This window comes from Hymenobacter setariae (assembly GCF_007713685.1).
In the GTDB taxonomy this organism is placed as follows: domain Bacteria; phylum Bacteroidota; class Bacteroidia; order Cytophagales; family Hymenobacteraceae; genus Hymenobacter; species Hymenobacter setariae.
The window spans coordinates 41,922-57,690 of sequence record NZ_VMRJ01000006.1 but is presented as its reverse complement, the minus strand read 5'-3'; the positions used below and the strand labels follow the sequence as shown (position 1 = coordinate 57,690).

Genomic DNA, 15,769 nt, shown 5'->3' with positions numbered 1-15,769 from the left:
CTTTTGCTGGCGCCAAACTACGGCTAATCCCCCTTTCCGTTGTTGGGCGGCTCGGCCCCTAGACGAGCAGCAGCCCGGTGCTCAGCCTTATACGACAAATCGCGCCGGGCCACATCGACTACAAAGTGGCCTTGGCGCAGCAGCGCACGGCCTAGCAGCACAGGATGGCGCAGGTCGGAGCGGTCAGCCAGCGAAAACTCGGTCGTGAAGTTTTGGCCGTAGAGGCGCACCACCGTTTTGATGATGTAGCGGGCCTGCACCTCGCCGTTGGAGGAGCGAATGAGGCGCTGGTCGAACTCGTGAAAGGCCAGTGGCCGGCCATTGGTGGCGGGGTGCTTGGGGTCGAGCAGGCGCACGTGCAGCACGGGCTGGCCGGTGGCGGCATCGGGCACGAGGCGCACCTCGTTGCAGTGAATAGCGCTGGTGTAAGCCCCGGTATCGACCTTGGCCTCTACCCCGCGCAAAGCCAGCATGGGCAAGTCGATGAGCTCGCGGCGGCCGAGCTGGCGCTTCTTCTTAGGCTTCGGCTTTAGCATGCGCTAGTACGTGAAAGTGTCTCGACGCGAAAAAACGACGTTGCCACCCTTCCGCACGGCCAGCAAGTTCGTGGGCGTAAAGGAAAGGGGGCAGCGTCGTTTTTCCGCACCACAAGCCCGGTGGTGCGCTATGTTATCTTAAATTTAATATTGCTGCTGGTTTAGCAGGCGCTCGTATTCGCGCTGCGTGCGCTCGCCGCGGTTGTAGTTGCCGTAGGCAGTCAGGCCCTGAGCTACCACTGCCACACCCCAAAAGATGGTAGACCAGATAGGCCAGGGCAGGCCGAGGTGGTGGTGCCGCTCTAGGGGCCACGTCGTGACGGCCAACAGCAGCCACAGCCCAGCATTTACCACCAAGTAGGTGATTAAGTGGCTCTGAAACTTGGTGCGGGCATTGGCAATCTGCCACAGACGCTGGTCGCGGGTAGTATCGGAGGCGGAGCGAAGGGGCTGCATGGCGCGTGGGGGTTAGTGGTGGTTGGAAGTGATAGTCAAATGTAGAATAGTGACCTACCCCTTCGCAATTTGCCCTTCCCGAAGCCGCAACCTTGGCTACCGAAACCGCCTAAACGCCTACCGAAGCGACGCGTACAGCCGCCTAGGTCTATTATTTTTCTCTCTCTCATGTCTGCCTCCCCTACCGCTCGCCTGCGCATTGTGCAGGGCGATATCACTAAGCTCGCCACCACGGCCATTGTCAACGCCGCCAACTCTTCGCTGCTCGGCGGAGGGGGCGTGGATGGGGCAATTCACCGGGCGGGCGGCCCGCAAATTTTGGAGGAGTGCCGCCAGATTCGGGCCCGGCAGGGTGGCTGCAAGGTGGGCGAGGCGGTCATCACGAGCGGGGGGCGGCTACCGGCTAGCTACGTCATCCACACCGTAGGTCCGCGCTGGAACGGCGGGCACAAAGGCGAGTCCGACCTACTAGCCAACTGTTACCGCAATAGCCTAGCTATTGCGCTAGAGCGTCAGCTTGAGTCGGTAGCTTTTCCCGGCATCAGCACAGGCATTTACCACTACCCTAAGCAAGAGGCCGCCGCCCTGGCTGTGAGCGAAGTACAGCAATGGCTGGCAGCCCACGAGTGGCCTAGGGAAGTGGTGTTAGTGGCCTTTGATGCCGAGACAAAGCAGCTATACGAGCAAGAGCTTGCGCGAGCTTTATAGCCTACGGCTGGCTGTCTGCACGCGGATTACAAAGTCCGCGCAACACTAGAACTATACGGCCACGCTCAAGCCCTCTACGCGCTCGGCTACTTGGCGCATGAGCCACAGCGGCGTGCTGGTAGCGCCGCAAATACCTACCGAGGTGGCGCCGGCCAGCCACTCATCTTGCAGCTCGTTTTCGTTTTCGATAAAGTAGCTGCGCGAGTTCACCCCATTTACTACCGTAAATAGAGCTTTGCCATTAGAGCTTTTGCGGCCGCTCACAAAGAGAATAACGTCGTGCTCTTGGGCGAAGCGGGCTAGCTGCGGCTCGCGGTTGCTCACCTGCCGGCAAATGCTGTCGTTGGCGTCAAAGCTTTCCAATTCGCCGCCAGCCGCCGCGATACGAGCTTCGATGAGCGCCTTCATTTTGTAGAAGCCAGCTGTGCTCTTGGTCGTTTGGCTAAAGAGCGTGACGGGGCGCGTGAAATCAATCTGGTCGAGGTCGGCCTCGTGCATCACGATGAGCGCCTGGTTGCGCGTCTGGCCGGTGAGGCCTACTACCTCGGCGTGGCCGGGCTGGCCGTAGATTACAATCTGGCCGTTGCTGCGGGTGCTGGCGTCGAAGGCGTGCTTCACGCGGTTTTGTAGCTTGAGCACTACTGGGCAGCTGGCATCGATGAGCTCCAGGTTGTTTTGAAGGGCTAGCTGGTAGGTTTCGGGTGGCTCGCCGTGGGCCCGGATGAGCACTTTGCAATCGTGCAGCGTACCAAGCTGCTCGCGGTCTATCACGCGCAGGCCCTGCTTGTTGAGGCGCTCTACTTCCATGCGGTTGTGCACGATATCGCCGAGGCAGTAAAGCGTTTCGGCTCCGCTGTTTAGCTCATCTTCTGCCATTTGGATAGCAAACTCGACGCCGAAGCAATAACCGGAATTTTTATCGATAGTAACCTGCATGGTAGCGACATAACAGCCCAGCGCATGGCCGGGTTCGAAAAGACAAAGGTACGCAGCCTAGGGCGGGCAACTAGCAGCCTTGGCGCGCGGGCCCCTTCCAAAGCTTGTGCCACACTTGCCGCCGCCGGCCCGACCTTTGCCGGCCCGCGCCCGGCTATGCTGTTCAATTCGCTTCACTTTCTCGTCTTTTTTCCGCTCGTTGTTGGGCTTTACTACGCGCTGCCGGCACGCTGGCGGGCGCCGCTGGTGCTGCTGGCTAGCTACTATTTTTATTTTAGCTGGCGGCCCGAGTATACACTTCTGCTAGCAGCTACCACGCTGCTCGACTACTACAGCGGCCTGCGCATGAGCCGGCTACGCACCCAAGCGCAGCGCCGGCCCTGGCTCTACCTGAGCCTGGCCAGCAACCTAGGCACGCTGTTTCTTTTTAAGTATTTCAACTTTTTCCGCGATACGGCTAATGGCCTAGCTGAGGCGCTGCACCTGCCCATGGCCGCACCTGCACTGGCGCTAGTGCTGCCGGTGGGCGTGTCGTTCTACACGTTTCAGTCGGTGGCCTACATCGTGGATGTGTATAAGGGCAAGCTGGAGGCCGAGCGTAACCTAGGGCGGTTTGCACTGTTCGTGGCTTTCTTTCCGCAGCTGGTGGCCGGGCCCATCGAGCGGGGTAGCCAAATGCTGCCGCAACTGCGCCAGTCACATGAGTTCGACTACGGTGGCGTGGCCAGCGGGCTGCGGCTTATGGCCTGGGGCATGTTTAAGAAGGTGGTCATTGCCGACCGACTGGCCTTGCTCGCCAACCCGGTTTTCGACCACCCTAGGCGGTTTGATAGCCTGGCGCTGGTGCTGGCAGTGGCGGCCTTCACGGGGCAGATTTACGCCGATTTTTCGGGCTATACCGACTTGGCGCGGGGCTCGGCGCGGGTGCTGGGCTACCAGCTGGTGCTCAACTTTAGGCAGCCCTACCTGGCCACCTCGGTGGGCGATTTTTGGCGGCGTTGGCACCTATCGCTCTCCAATTGGTTTCGCGACTACGTGTACATCCCCCTGGGCGGTAGCCGCCGCAGCCCAGCGCGCAACTACGCCAACATCTTGATTGTGTTTTTACTAAGCGGCCTTTGGCACGGCGCCAGCTGGACCTTTGTAGTCTGGGGGGCGCTGCACGGCCTGTACCTCGTAGCCGAAAACTGGACCGCGCCTATTCGTACGTCCTTAGCCAAGCTAACGGGCTTGGCCGCCCGGCCGCGCCTACACCGGGTGTTGGCCTCGGCCGCTACGGTGGCCCTAGTAGCCTACGCCTGGATATTCTTCCGGGCCAACTCGCTGCCCGATGCCTTTTACATCAGCACGCACCTGTTTCGGGGCTGGGGCAAGCTGCACCCCGCGCAGCTTCAAGGGCTGCTGGCGGGCCTAGGGCGGCATTTTGTAGCCGAGCTGCTGGTGGCGGCCGGGGCGGTAGCGTTGCTGGCCGTGGCCGACTATCGCGCCGAGCGGGGCTCAGTGGCTGCGTGGCTGGCCCGGTGGCCCGCACCGCTGCGCTGGGCCAGCTACCTAGGGCTGCTGCTAGCTACGCTGTACGGCGGGGTGTTTGGCAGCAATCAGTTTATTTATTTTCAATTCTAAGCCGATGGCAACGGCACCTCTACTCCTGCGCTCGGCAGGCTGGATTACTGCCCTAGGGCTGCTAGCTAGCGGCTGCGGAGGCCGGCCCGTGCCACAGCCATTAGCTAGCTCGGCGCCCGACTGGACTACCGTAGCGCTACGCACCGACACACTGCGAATGGTCGATGCCGTTCGCCACCGGCCAATTCCGCTGGTTACGTATGCTCCGGCTGGCATGGCACCCACCACCAGGCTCAAGCTGGCCTTGCTCAACCACGGCTATGGTGGCACTAATACGGACTATTCCTTTGTGGCCAAAAACCTGGTGGCCCACGGCTACTACGTAGTCAGCTTACAGCAAGACTTGCCTACCGATACCCCTATGCCCACGATGGGCACCCCAGCTGTGGTGCGGCGCCCCTACTGGGAGCGGGGCGTGCAGAATATGCTATACGTACTACAGGAGCTCAAGCGCACGCAGCCCGCGCTCAACTACCGCCAGCTACTACTTATGGGCCATTCTAACGGCGGCGATATGGTGATGCTCTTTGCCCAGCAGCACCCTAGGCTGGTCGAGCGCGTGATAACGCTGGACAACCGCCGAATGCCGCTGCCACGCACCCGCCGGCCGCGCGTGCTATCGCTACGCTCCAACGACCAGCCCGCCGATGTGGGCGTACTACCCACCCCCGCCGAACAAGCGCAGTTTGGGATGACTATCGTACCGCTGCCCGCTACGCAACACAATGATATGTGGGACGGTGCTACTGCCGCGCAGCAGCAAGAAATGAATGCGTTGATTTCTGAATTTTTAGCACATTAAGCCCATGACCAAGCTCTTGCTACGCGTGGCGCTCCTGCTGGGGGCCGTGGGGCTGCTGGGCGGCCTAGGCATTTGGCTGGGCCTACGCTATGGCTACGTTGATGCGTTTTATGCGCGCTTTGCGGCGCAGCCGGCGGGCTCGCTGGTGCTGGGCACCTCGCGGGCGGCTCAGGGCATTAAGCCTGGCGTGCTGGCGGCGCGGCTGGGCGGGCGCTACCAGGGGCCGTGGCTCAACTATGCGTTCACGCTGGCCGAGTCGCCCTACGGGCCGGGCTACCTAGGTAGCATCCAGCGCAAGCTGGCGCCGGGCACGCGCCATGGCCTGTTTGTGCTGGCTGTAGACCCGTGGTCGCTGTCGATGCCCGCGGCGGTGTTGGACAAGCGACCGCTGGTGTTTCCGGAGGCGCAGTCAATGGTCAGCCAGCTACGCAGCGTCAGTCAAAGCCCCAATCTTGATTACCTGGCGCACTACCTACACAAGCCGTTTTACCAGCTGCTGCTCGATACTGACCCGCGGCACGTAGTCGAGCGCCTGCACCCGGATGGCTGGCTCGAAATAGCCATTCCGCCGCCTACCGCCGACACCGCGTTGCTACGCCGCCGCACGGCCGAAAAGCTGGCCACCTACCGGCCCATTGCCGCCAATAGCCGCCTAGCCGCAGTCCGCCTACTTAGCCTGTGGCAAACCATTACGCTGCTCAAGCAGCACGGCCAGGTGGTGCTCGTGCGCCTGCCCACTGGCGCCGCCATGGCCGCACTCGAAGACGACTACCAGCCGGGCTTCGACCAGCTAATGGGCCAGGCAGCGGCCGAGCAGCACGTTATTTATCGTTCCTATCTGCACTCACCCTACGCCACCAACGATGGCAACCACCTCACGCGCGACGCAGCCGAACAGTTCAGCCAGCGCCTAGCCACCGACATCACGCAGCTAGCAGCAGCACCTGAAGGCGAGTAGAAGGCAGCCACTAATTACCAATTATCTCTCCTTTAAACGAATACGCTTTTTGAATTTCTCTTGGCCGTTTACCAACACCTTTAAGTAGAAGCGCCCTTTTGGGAAGCGGCTAAGGTCGTAGGTAAACACTCCCTCCTTGAGCTGCGGGTAGCGGTGCTCTTCCACCACCGCATCGCCGGGGTCGGTCACGAGCTGCACTACTAGGTCCTCTGGAAAGTTGGCGTAGTAGTCGAACGTGGTGGGGCCGTTGGTGCTGGTGGGGTAGAGCCCAAAGGAGGTTTGCGCCGTGATGGGAGCCACCGGCTGCCCCACCGCAAAATCATACACTACCGAGGAGCCAAAATCCGATTCAAAATCCTTGAGCATGGCCCCGGTGGCATTGAGCAGGCGCAGCTTGCCGCGGCCACCCCTAGGGTTAGCCCAAAACTCCAGTCCATTATTGGCCGAGTCGAGCAGCACAAACCGATACTGGCCTACGGGCAGGCGCAACGTGTCGCGATATAAAGTATTAGCCTTGAGTGAGCCCGCTGGCCGCTGCCGCCACACTTTGCCCGCGTTGTCGGTTAGGGTGTAGCTGTTCTGCCCCGGCTGGTTGTTGGTTTGCAAGTGCACTACTAGGTCGCTGCCGTGTGTGGGCGCCGCTTCGTAGGGGCTGGCTAGGCGGTTATCAGCGGCGTATTGGTCGGCCTTGCCGTCGGGGCGCAGCAGCTCGGCCACAAAAGTGTTGCGCCCCGCCCGCCCAGCGATAAGACCCGGCAGGTCGATAACCGTGGACGCACTGGGCGCTAGGTTACCCCGCCACTGGTACTGCTGCCGGGCGGTGCCCGCCAAGCCGTAGCGCACCGTCAGGCTGCGCACAGGGGTGGCGCCCATGTTCTTGACAATAATGCGGGGCTGCATGGACGCCGGATTTTCGCGCCGATAGGCATCCTGGAGCGAGGGGCGCACCACGGCTTGCAGGGCCACGTCATGCTGTGCGGCGGCTTTCCGGTACTGCACTAGGTAGGCCGAAATCACCTCGTCGGCGCTGGGCGCCGCGGCAGCGGTGTAGGGCTGCATAGTCAGGTCGATGGTGTGGCGGCTGCCGCCGAGCACGGGCAGGTTATATAGGTCGGGCTGCATGAGGTCGCCTGGGCACCAGTTGGCGCGGCTATACACCCAGGTACCCGCCTGTGGGTAGAGCGGGTTGTCGCCGCACTGCTTCCAGATGGGCCGCTTATCAAACAGCTTCCCATCGACCCACAGCTCGCGGTACTTGTCACAAAACTCGCCGCAGCCGTCGGGCTTGTCCATGCCGTGGCCGGTTTGCACCACGCGCAGCCGCGCAAAAGCCGCGTCCTTCGCCGCCGTAAAGTCCACGGGCTTAAGCAGATTTTCGATGCTGTTGGCTGGGTCGCCGTAACGAAACGAGCCGTCGTAGATTTTCTGGATGCTAATGGGCTCCCAGGCCGGGCGTCCCTTCACGATTTCAAAGTCGAGGGTCACGCTCCAGCCCCGGTCTTTGTTGGGCTCGTAGCCGGTGTGGTTGTACTCTATTTCTACGCTGTCGCGCAGCAGCAAACTAAAATCGGTAATGTCCACTTCCCAGTTGAAATGCCAGTCTTTGCCGAATGCGCCCCCGTAAGGCGTCAGCATTCGCCCTACCTCGTAGTCTTGCGAGGCGCCTTTCACGCCGCCCGTGCGCCGGATAGTGATGTGGTCGTTGTAGTCCCAATCGGCGCAGCGCATGCCGTCGGGGCACCCTAGGCGCACGTTCAACTTGATGCTCCGAATGCCTTCTTTAGCTGCCGGAAACCGGCCCCAGGCCTTGTAGGTATTGGTGCCTTTGGCCGGGTCCGTCACGACCGTGACGCGCTGATGCGTGACCACATGCAGGGTGTCAGCGGCGCGGGCGGCCGTGGCAACGAGGCTTAGCACAGCCGCTAGCAGAAAAACGGCGAGCTTTGAAGAAAGGGTTGCGAGCATCTTGGGTGGGTATAGAAGCAAGCAAATATCTTACTTTATTCTACCTGACTGGTTTGCTTGCGCAATAGCCCTCCTAGCACCTGTTGGCACTGGCACAGTCCGCGCGGCACCTGGAAGCAGCTCTTCCACCTGCTACTCTTCAGCGGCAGCAGCACTTCGCCCTGGCGGTTGAGGTAGCCGTACCACTCGCCGTTGGTGAGGCCGGGGAAGTGCTGCCGAGTATGGGCCCTACAACCTGGGCTTCTGGGTGCAGGGCATCAATCGCCTGTGGGAAGAGTACGACGCGAGCGCCTTGAACACGAGCAACATCTGCTTCGAAAAGCTGATGAAACACAGCCACCGCTGGGAAAACACTGGGAAGTGGCTGACCGAAAACGACCACCCGCTTTGGGCTTGCTACACCAAGGAGGCGGAAGGCGCCAGCCACGGCGGTATGGATTTCTTCGTCATCAATAGCTTTATCGAGTGCATCAAGCGTAAAGAACCGTGTGTACGACCTAGCTACCTGGTACGCCATTATGCCTCTGAGTGAGCAGTCGATTCAGGAAGAAAAGGTAATTGACATACTCGATTTTACGAATGAAAAATACAAAACCCGCAAGCCTGCCTTCGCCCTCGGGGCCGACCACTAGCCCGCGCACCCTACTGGTGCTGGCCGGGGGCCTAGGCAGCCGCTACGGCAGCCTCAAGCAAATAGATGGCATCACGCCGCACGGCGAAAGCATCCTGGAATTTTCAGTGTATGACGCGCTGGCAGCGGGCTTCACCAAGTTCGTATTCATCATCAACCCGCGCATTCCGGCGGCGTTCATCGAGCGGCTATCGGCGGTGCTGGCCCAGCGCCAGGCCCAGGCGCACTGGGTGGTGCAGGACCCGGCCGTGGGTGTGCTACCAGGCTTAGCCTTCCCCGAGCGGCGCAAGCCTTGGGGCACCGGCCACGCTATTTTGTGCGCCCAGGAAGTTATTGCCGAGCCATTTACCGTCATCAACGCCGACGACTTTTACGGCCGCGAAATGTACCCGCTGGCCCTGCGGGCGCTGGCCGAGGTCGATGCCACGACGTACCAGCTAATGGCCTTTCCAGTAGCGGCCACGCTCAGCGAGCAGGGGGTAGTGTCGCGGGGCATTTGCCAGGTCGATAAGGACGGAATGCTGTTGCGCATCACCGAGCAACACAGCTTGCAGTCGGAAAACGGCCATATAGTATACGTGGAAGATGGGCAGCAGCGCGAGCTGCCGCCCGACTGGCCGGTGTCGATGAACTGCTGGGTTTTTGACCTGTCGGTGTTCGGCCACCTGCGCACGCTGTTCGAGCAGTTTCTGCGCGCCGCGCCCGCCCCCGACGGCGAGTTTTACATTCCAACCGCCGTGCAAACGATGCTCGCCGCGGGCACCGTGCGGGTACAGGTGCAGCTCTCGCCCTCGCGCTGGATGGGCGTCACTTACGCCGGCGACAAGGAGAAGCTGGTAGCGTTTGTGCAACAGGAAATCGACCGGCACCGCTACCCCGCGCCCCTATGGACCTAGTCGCCATTGCCCGTCATTTCCCGGCCTGCGTCGAGGGCGAACTGCGCATCACGCCTATTACCGATGGCCTCATCAACGCCACGTACCGCGTCGAGCTACTCGCCGGAGGACAGCAGTTTATCCTTCAGAAAATCAATACTGCCATCTTCCGAAACCCCGCCGCTGTAGCGCGCAACCATAGCCTAGTTAATGAACTGCTAGCCAAAACCAGTTACCCTAGGCAGCTGGTGCGGCAGCTAAAAACCACGGTAGGCAACGACCTACTTACTGTAGACGCACAGTCTGCCTGGCGCCTGCTAGACTTCGTGACCGGGGCGCATACCATTCACAAAGCCAACAGTCCGGCCACTGCTTTTGAAGCCGCTAAGACCCTAGGCGAATTCTTATTTTATTTAAACCAGCACTCCTCTGCGGAGCCTGAAGAAACCCTACCCGGCTTCGTGGATTTTGCAGGCCGGATGCGCGCTTATCAGGCAGCCCTAGGGTCGGCCAGCCCCACGCGGCGGCAGCAAGCTGCCGCTGCCATTCACTTAGTCAATAAATATCTAACGCTTCCCGACCAATGGATAGCCTGGCAGGCCGCTGATTCGCTCCCGCGCCGCATTATCCACGGTGACCCTAAAATTAGTAACGTGCTGTTTGATAGCAATAATCAAGGCCTGTGTGTGATTGACCTTGACACGGTAATGTCAGCCACTCTGCTCTACGACTTTGGAGATATGGCGCGCTCCTACACCAATGAAACGGTGGAGGACGATGCCCAGGCTACTAGCGTTTTTGACCCCGACATGTACCTAGCGGTCAAGCAAGGCTTCAGCCACCACCTAGGCAAGCTGCTAGCGCCGATAGAAGCGAAAAATCTGGACTACGCGGCTCAAACGGTTATCTTCATCCAAGCCGTTCGATTTCTGACGGACTACCTCAATGGCGATGTTTACTATGCCACGCGCCACGCCACCCACAATCTTGACCGCGCGCAAAACCAGCTGCGCCTACTCACGGAACTCACTCATTTTTTGACTATTTAAGTAAGAGGCGGTGACCGCTATGGAGTTACCAGCTACCCAAAGCTGACACTCGCAGCGCTTAGATGAGATGAGTACTCCTTACCTCACCCCGCCCAGCTTTGCTACCTAAGGATAGCACGCTGGCAGTCGTCAGGTATGAATTAAGACCCTAGATTTTGTCGTGCCTCATCGACTTGACAGAACCTAGGGCCCTTAGCGTTGCAAATAGTATTTGCCAGTAATTAACTAGTGCGCTACTATTACCTTATGGCGGCCAGCCACTTGTTGGCCAGCGTCGTCATATGCCACTAGGTAGTACAGGCCCGGCGCCAAGCTGCCCACGGCCAGCTGTGCTTGCTGCCGCACGCGCAGTTGCTGCACCGGGCGGCCTAGGCCGTCGAGCAGACGCAGGGTCACTTCGGCATCGGTGCCGGTCAGCTGCACGCGCAGCCAATCGGTGGCAGGCTGCGGCACTGGGGGGAGCAGTGTAGCCACCGGCGTGGCCACCGCTGCCGCCCCAATAGCCACCACCGGCGAGTAAGTACCAGTGCCATCGTGGTCGAGCTGCCGCAGCCGGTAGTAAGCCCCGCGGGCGGGCGCAGTAGCGTCGCGGAAGGTATAATCCGTGGCCTGCGCGTGGTCGCCGGCGCTGGCCACGAAGCCGATAGTTTCGAAAAGTGCTTCTGGCGCTAGGGCCGTTTGGCGCTGCACCTCGAACCCTAGGCTGCGCTGCTCCGAGGCCGTGTGCCACGCCAGCAGCACTACACCTGCTTGGCGCTGCCCCACAAAGTCAGTCAGCTGTACGGGCAAGGGCTGGGCAATGCGAGCCGGCAACCCTACCTCGAAGCTAGCAGCGGCGCGCAGCACTACGCGCAACTGCTCCTGGCTGGCATCGTAGGCGTAGCTAACTACAGCCGGCCCCGCCACCGAAACGGGCCCCTGCGGCAAACTAATGATGAGTGTAGTAGCCCGGCTAGCGTAGCCGGTATAACTGGTCAGGCTAGTGCGTTGCCAGCTAAGGTCGGCCCGGCGCGTCGAGCTAAACATAACTTTCGCTCCTACTTGCAGCCGTGTGCCTGCCTGCATAAACAGCTGGGCAAAGTCACCATTAGTTTTGGCCGAGTAGAAGTTGAGCAACCCATCGGCCTGCACGGCCTGCAATAGTTGGTCGCTGGTGTCAGCCACCAGTACCGAGTCGGCCTGGGCAAATGCCACGTCGATGTATCCTTGGCTGGAAGTGGCCAGTGCCGCCGTGGTGGGCTGGCTAGTGGTAGCTACTTGGGGCGCTTGCGTGGCATAGGGATAAAGCGCCGCCAAAAACTGCGTTTGGGTTGCGCTCGCCTGCTTTACCAGCAGCGTTGTGTGGTTTTCGGCAGTGTTATAAGTGGTTTCGTGCACATTGGTGGTCGTGCCATAAGTAGGTACGCCGCCCGTAGCCGTGACGTGGGCCAGCAGGTGCACTCCATTTTTCTGCCACGTGCCCTCCTGCCCCCCTAGGTTGCCAGCAAAGGTGCCCGTGACAGCAGTGCCCCCTTCTAGGCCATAGCCGTGCAGCTGCCACGTGTAGGCGTGCGCGGTCGGGGCGCTCACTGCATCGGCCAGCAAAAAGTAGGCGTTGCGCACAAAGAGCGTTTTGCGCACGATGCGGGTGCCTTGGTAGGCCGTGGCGACCTCTCCATAGCTTAACTGGGGCGTCCAAAATGCGGCCCCAATGGTCGATTGCGTTGAGCTACCGGCGCCGGCCGTGCCGATGTCCGGCCCGGCGCCATCTACCAGCACTAGGTTGTGGTGGGCGGCCTGGCCCACCTCAGCGCGGCGGCTATAGCTGAGGTAGCCGGGGTCAAGGGCCAGCAACTGCCCTTGGGCTTGCAGAATAAAGCTGCTGGCATCGCCTTGGCTATGGCCGCCCGCATTGGCCTGGGCTAGGCCGCCCCGGCCATACACGTGCAGGTAAGTGGCGGCCGAATCGCCGCCCGACCGAAATACGAGATTGCCGCTGCCGGGCAGCACGGTCAGGGCCGGCTGCTGCTGCGATGTGGGCAACACGGCCGCCGCTAGCCAGGCGGCCCGCATATCTACGGTAGCATCGCGCAGCTGAGCCAAAGCCGAGGCCATGTTAGTGCCCGAGAGCTTACTGAAATACATGGGCCTGACGTACTCGGGCCGGCCTGTCAGGGCCAGCTCAGGCATGCCCATGTCTACGTAAGAATCTTCTAGGGCGGGCAGCCGCCCGTCGGGCAACATAATGGCCGTCAGCCAGTCGTAGAGTCGAGTGTATTTAGAGTCGAAGTAAGGGTTACGGATGCGCCGCGTGGTGCCCCCAAAAGTGTAAGCCTGGCTACCATCGGGCAGGAAATTACCTAGGGCTCGAAAGAAAGGCAAGCAGTTGAGTAGCGCATACTTGGCATAGTAGGGCCCTTCGGCATAGCCTGTCACCTGGGTCGAGTCTGATTGCCGCTGGGCATCACGCCACAGCACATTGTCGATGTGGTATAGCCCGGCCCCCGCCCAACTACTGGGCTGCTGGTTGGCGTCGGTGCTACTGGTTTCGCTGAGCACCACGGCAGCCATCCCCAACGCCGCGGACGTCATCAGGGTGTGGTTGTTTTTGATGGTACCGAAGAAAGTAACCCACAACAGCGGAGTGGTTGACTGCCGGTAGAGGTTACCGGCAAAAACTTGAAGCTTGAGCTGGCTAGCTTGTAGCGAGGCGGCCGACTCGCCCGCTCCACGCAGCAAATCATAGGCGACTAGGTAGTCAATTAATTCCTTCGAGCGCCACTGCCATTCGGTGTAAGGTGTGGTGCCCGTCCAGGTTGCAAAGGCTTCGACGGCAGGGTTAAGATTTTCGAGCAAGCTGCGTGTAGTGCTCACCAAAATGCTGCGTTGGGCTTCTGAGAGCCCCTCCAACCCGTCGCTCCCATTGGGCTGCTGGCTGAGCAACACTACGAAAGCCGCATTCTTTGCCCACGTAGCACGGGCCCGCCGGCCCGCCGACGATGCATTGTCGGCCGTGGGCGCGCTTTGCACATCGGTCCACAGGCTACGGTAGATTGCCAATCGGTCGGGGGCAGTCAGGGTGGCCCGCACGCCGGCCAGCGCTTCCGCCTTTAGTAGCGTGCGCGGATAACCTAGGTTAGCTCCCACCGGACGCCAGCTGCCGCCGGCGGTCGGGGCCTGTGCCCAGCCTTGGCTCAGGCCACTCAGCAACATAGCCAGTAGTATCAGCAGCCTCACAGCGCAACGGTGGCACCTAGGCCAACCGAGCAAGGCACTACTCTCTTTGCATCTGCTGGCGGGCAAGTCTGTACTGGCAAAAGTGCTCTTCGTAGGAGCTGACGCTGCCGAAGTACTTAGTTCCCAAAACTTAGTTTTTTCCCCTTGCTGCTCAGGCCGATAATATACCGAGTTTATCGTGCTACTTGGTATAATTGACTTTTTATAGCTCAACCCCATAAAAATTTATATTTCTCACCCGTCCTTTCCTCACCTGCTTATTATCTAGCAATACTAATCTTTAGTAAATTGTACTAATTAATGATAATAAATTACTCAAGTAATCAACACTACGCTCTTAAGCAAATTGCACTTCTAAATTAATAAGTAATTTTTTAAATGCCTAAATGCGCTCAAAATGAATTATTTTTTACTTTCACATTATATCATTTAGCACAATACTTATTAATCAAACCTTTAAATACAATATACAACGGACACTATTAAGCGTATTTAATATATTATTTTTTAATGATAAATACAGCTAAAAACCTTGTACTCAGTACGCCTATTCACTAACTGTGACTTATAAGTAGCAACAAAAGGCCGCCAAGCAGCACTATGCACTACCTGGCGGCCTTTGCCATCGTTTTTCCTTACTTATACTTTTAGCCCTGTTCGTAGAGCCATCGCATTCATCGAAGCTAAGCCGTGTGAATCTGCATTACTTCCACCGCCTGTATGCCTTCATCTTAACCCGCCAGGCTACATCATACCTAGCTAGCAGGATTAAGCGCTTACTCGCTAAGCTGCTCGTTGATTTTGTGGGCGTAGGCGGCGAAGAGAGCCGACGATACTTTATCAAGCACAAAATCTACCTGCTCGGTAATGGTGATGTGCGTCGTATCGAGCAGTACAGCATCGGCGGCACGGCGCAAGGGGCTTTCAGCACGTGTCGAGTCGATGTGGTCACGCTTGCGCAGGTTTTCGATAATGTCTTCGAGCGGCACGTGCTCGCCTTTGGCGGCTAGTTCTTCTTGGCGGCGGCGGGCCCGCACTTCTACCTCGGCCGTCATAAAAATCTTGACCTCGGCATCCGGAAACACGGTAGTGCCAATATCACGGCCGTCCATCACGACGCCGCGCTTGCGGCCCATGCGCTGCTGCTGGGCCACCATGGCGTGGCGCACTTCTACTATTACCGATACCTCACTCACTGCGTTGGAGATACGCATCTGGCGAATATCATCTTCCCGAATCTTGTCGTTCAGACAAAGCTCGTTGCGCCCCGTGCGGCGGTTGCGCTTAAAGCTAATGTGGATATCTTGGTGCAAAGCTTGCCTTACCCGCTCTAGGTCGTCAAACGGAATATCATTTTCGAGCAGGTAGAGGGTTACGCCCCGGTACATGGCCCCGGTATCGAGGTAGGCGTAGTGCAGGGCGGCGGCAACGGCCTTAGCCGTAGTGCTTTTGCCACAAGAGGAGTAGCCGTCAATGGCAATGACGAGGTTTTTCATAAACGCGCGGGAGTGGCCATTGGCCCCGCAAGATTACGAAATGTTGTCCTTTCGCGCCGCCTGTCGGTCGGTTAGCCGCCACGGCACCGACGCAAAAAAGCCCGCTACCGAAGCCGTAGCGCCCTTATCCAGTTGTTCTTTCACCAGAAAAAAAGGATTAAAAAAAAGCTGGCCTGCAATACCCACCCCCGTAGTGCCGTCGGGCCCGGCGGCCCACTCGCCTTGGTAGGTGCGCACCAAGCACTCGCCTAGGTAGCAGCCCACGGCCGTAATAAAATCGACGCGCTCGGCAGGCGCCAAATTGGTGCGCTGTGCATCGATGGTGTGGCTGAGGTGCGCTATGGCCTCGCCGCCGTAGCCTGGCAGCCGCAGTTGCTGGCGCACCTGCTCGGCGGCGGTAGTGAGGGCAAGGGCTTCGGCAGATTGGTCGGACATGTACTTAAATCAACTGTTATTTTGCCCACTACGCAGCGCGCAGTGGGGCTAAGTAGGAGCTTAGCTGCTGCTTCGGCACTGAT

Annotated in this window: 14 protein-coding genes; 7 read left to right on the top strand and 7 right to left on the bottom strand. The window is 59.5% G+C overall.

Translation table 11 applies throughout. From position 1 onward, the window contains the following. Window positions 1–23 precede the first annotated feature (23 nt). Together FNT36_RS21015 and FNT36_RS21010 are read right to left on the bottom strand one after the other, a co-directional pair. Window positions 24–536, bottom strand: coding sequence for an ATP-dependent zinc protease family protein (locus FNT36_RS21015; RefSeq protein ID WP_144851804.1), 513 nt, complete (start codon window positions 534–536; stop codon window positions 24–26). 144 nt (window positions 537–680) lie between these two features. Further along, the gene (locus tag FNT36_RS21010) at window positions 681–992 is read right to left on the bottom strand and encodes a 2TM domain-containing protein (RefSeq protein WP_144851802.1); all 312 of its coding nucleotides are present in this window, start codon (window positions 990–992) and stop codon (window positions 681–683) included. A 168-nt stretch (window positions 993–1,160) separates the two neighbouring features. On the opposite strand from FNT36_RS21010, the gene FNT36_RS21005 reads away from it, so the two are divergent. Next, the gene (locus FNT36_RS21005) at window positions 1,161–1,700 is read left to right on the top strand and encodes an O-acetyl-ADP-ribose deacetylase (RefSeq protein WP_144851800.1); all 540 of its coding nucleotides are present in this window, start codon (window positions 1,161–1,163) and stop codon (window positions 1,698–1,700) included. A gap of 51 nt (window positions 1,701–1,751) precedes the next feature. Here FNT36_RS21005 and FNT36_RS21000 read toward each other — a convergent pair whose 3' ends face one another. Next, window positions 1,752–2,636, bottom strand: coding sequence for a 4-hydroxy-3-methylbut-2-enyl diphosphate reductase (locus FNT36_RS21000; protein ID WP_144851798.1), 885 nt, complete (start codon window positions 2,634–2,636; stop codon window positions 1,752–1,754). Here FNT36_RS21000 and FNT36_RS20995 point away from each other — a divergent pair. The 3 genes from FNT36_RS20995 to FNT36_RS20985 are packed head-to-tail and all read left to right on the top strand — an operon-like array spanning window position 2,577 to window position 6,019. Further along, window positions 2,577–4,259 (top strand): MBOAT family O-acyltransferase, encoded by a 1,683-nt coding sequence (locus FNT36_RS20995; RefSeq protein WP_233636121.1) that lies wholly within the window; start codon window positions 2,577–2,579, stop codon window positions 4,257–4,259. The genes FNT36_RS21000 and FNT36_RS20995 overlap by 60 nt on opposite strands. Before the next feature lie 4 nt (window positions 4,260–4,263). Beyond that, a complete protein-coding gene (locus FNT36_RS20990) occupies window positions 4,264–5,061 on the top strand; it encodes a serine aminopeptidase domain-containing protein (RefSeq protein ID WP_144851794.1) in 798 nt (265 codons plus the stop codon). Between the two features lie 4 nt (window positions 5,062–5,065). Continuing rightward, a complete protein-coding gene (locus FNT36_RS20985) occupies window positions 5,066–6,019 on the top strand; it encodes a hypothetical protein (RefSeq protein ID WP_144851792.1) in 954 nt (317 codons plus the stop codon). Window positions 6,020–6,040: 21 nt separating this feature from the next. Here the strand turns inward: FNT36_RS20985 and FNT36_RS20980 are convergent, their stop codons facing one another. Next, window positions 6,041–7,984: a peptide-N-glycosidase F-related protein gene (locus FNT36_RS20980; RefSeq protein WP_144851790.1), complete on the bottom strand. Its 1,944-nt coding sequence runs from the start codon at window positions 7,982–7,984 to the stop codon at window positions 6,041–6,043. 247 nt (window positions 7,985–8,231) lie between these two features. Here FNT36_RS20980 and FNT36_RS20970 point away from each other — a divergent pair, with 247 nt between their 5' ends. From FNT36_RS20970 to FNT36_RS20960, 3 genes are read left to right on the top strand one after another with little or no spacing between them, the layout of a single operon-like run. After that, complete coding sequence (locus FNT36_RS20970) at window positions 8,232–8,516, top strand: hypothetical protein (protein WP_144851788.1); 285 nt, start codon at window positions 8,232–8,234, stop codon at window positions 8,514–8,516. A gap of 47 nt (window positions 8,517–8,563) precedes the next feature. Then, window positions 8,564–9,511 carry a nucleotidyltransferase family protein gene (locus tag FNT36_RS20965; protein ID WP_144851786.1) on the top strand — a complete coding sequence of 316 codons (948 nt, stop codon included), beginning with the start codon at window positions 8,564–8,566 and terminating at the stop codon, window positions 9,509–9,511. Next, the gene (locus tag FNT36_RS20960; RefSeq protein WP_144851784.1) at window positions 9,502–10,539 is read left to right on the top strand and encodes a phosphotransferase enzyme family protein; all 1,038 of its coding nucleotides are present in this window, start codon (window positions 9,502–9,504) and stop codon (window positions 10,537–10,539) included. Before FNT36_RS20965 ends, FNT36_RS20960 begins: the two co-directional genes overlap by 10 nt. 225 nt (window positions 10,540–10,764) lie before the next feature. On the opposite strand, the gene FNT36_RS20955 is transcribed toward FNT36_RS20960, so the two are convergent. The 3 genes from FNT36_RS20955 to FNT36_RS20945 form a co-directional block, all read right to left on the bottom strand. Further along, window positions 10,765–13,731, bottom strand: coding sequence for a heparinase II/III domain-containing protein (locus FNT36_RS20955; protein ID WP_233636120.1), 2,967 nt, complete (start codon window positions 13,729–13,731; stop codon window positions 10,765–10,767). A gap of 800 nt (window positions 13,732–14,531) precedes the next feature. Beyond that, the gene (cmk, locus tag FNT36_RS20950; protein ID WP_144851780.1) at window positions 14,532–15,251 is read right to left on the bottom strand and encodes a (d)CMP kinase; all 720 of its coding nucleotides are present in this window, start codon (window positions 15,249–15,251) and stop codon (window positions 14,532–14,534) included. Between the two features lie 33 nt (window positions 15,252–15,284). Beyond that, window positions 15,285–15,686 (bottom strand): hypothetical protein, encoded by a 402-nt coding sequence (locus FNT36_RS20945; RefSeq protein WP_144851778.1) that lies wholly within the window; start codon window positions 15,684–15,686, stop codon window positions 15,285–15,287. Between the last annotated feature and the right edge of the window lie 83 nt (window positions 15,687–15,769).

Excerpts from the sequence above, each read along its gene's own strand:
- FNT36_RS21015 (WP_144851804.1), bottom strand. The coding sequence starts at position 536 with ATGCTAAAGCCGAAGCCTAAGAAGAAGCGCCAGCTCGGCCGCCGCGAG.
- FNT36_RS21010 (WP_144851802.1), bottom strand. The coding sequence starts at position 992 with ATGCAGCCCCTTCGCTCCGCCTCCGATACTACCCGCGACCAGCGTCTG.
- FNT36_RS21005 (WP_144851800.1), top strand. The coding sequence starts at position 1,161 with ATGTCTGCCTCCCCTACCGCTCGCCTGCGCATTGTGCAGGGCGATATC.
- FNT36_RS21000 (WP_144851798.1), bottom strand. The coding sequence starts at position 2,636 with ATGCAGGTTACTATCGATAAAAATTCCGGTTATTGCTTCGGCGTCGAG.
- FNT36_RS20990 (WP_144851794.1), top strand. The coding sequence starts at position 4,264 with ATGGCAACGGCACCTCTACTCCTGCGCTCGGCAGGCTGGATTACTGCC.
- FNT36_RS20985 (WP_144851792.1), top strand. The coding sequence starts at position 5,066 with ATGACCAAGCTCTTGCTACGCGTGGCGCTCCTGCTGGGGGCCGTGGGG.
- FNT36_RS20980 (WP_144851790.1), bottom strand. The coding sequence starts at position 7,984 with ATGCTCGCAACCCTTTCTTCAAAGCTCGCCGTTTTTCTGCTAGCGGCT.
- FNT36_RS20965 (WP_144851786.1), top strand. The coding sequence starts at position 8,564 with ATGAAAAATACAAAACCCGCAAGCCTGCCTTCGCCCTCGGGGCCGACC.
- FNT36_RS20960 (WP_144851784.1), top strand. The coding sequence starts at position 9,502 with ATGGACCTAGTCGCCATTGCCCGTCATTTCCCGGCCTGCGTCGAGGGC.
- FNT36_RS20955 (WP_233636120.1), bottom strand. The coding sequence starts at position 13,731 with ATGTTGCTGAGTGGCCTGAGCCAAGGCTGGGCACAGGCCCCGACCGCC.
- cmk (WP_144851780.1), bottom strand. The coding sequence starts at position 15,251 with ATGAAAAACCTCGTCATTGCCATTGACGGCTACTCCTCTTGTGGCAAA.
- FNT36_RS20945 (WP_144851778.1), bottom strand. The coding sequence starts at position 15,686 with ATGTCCGACCAATCTGCCGAAGCCCTTGCCCTCACTACCGCCGCCGAG.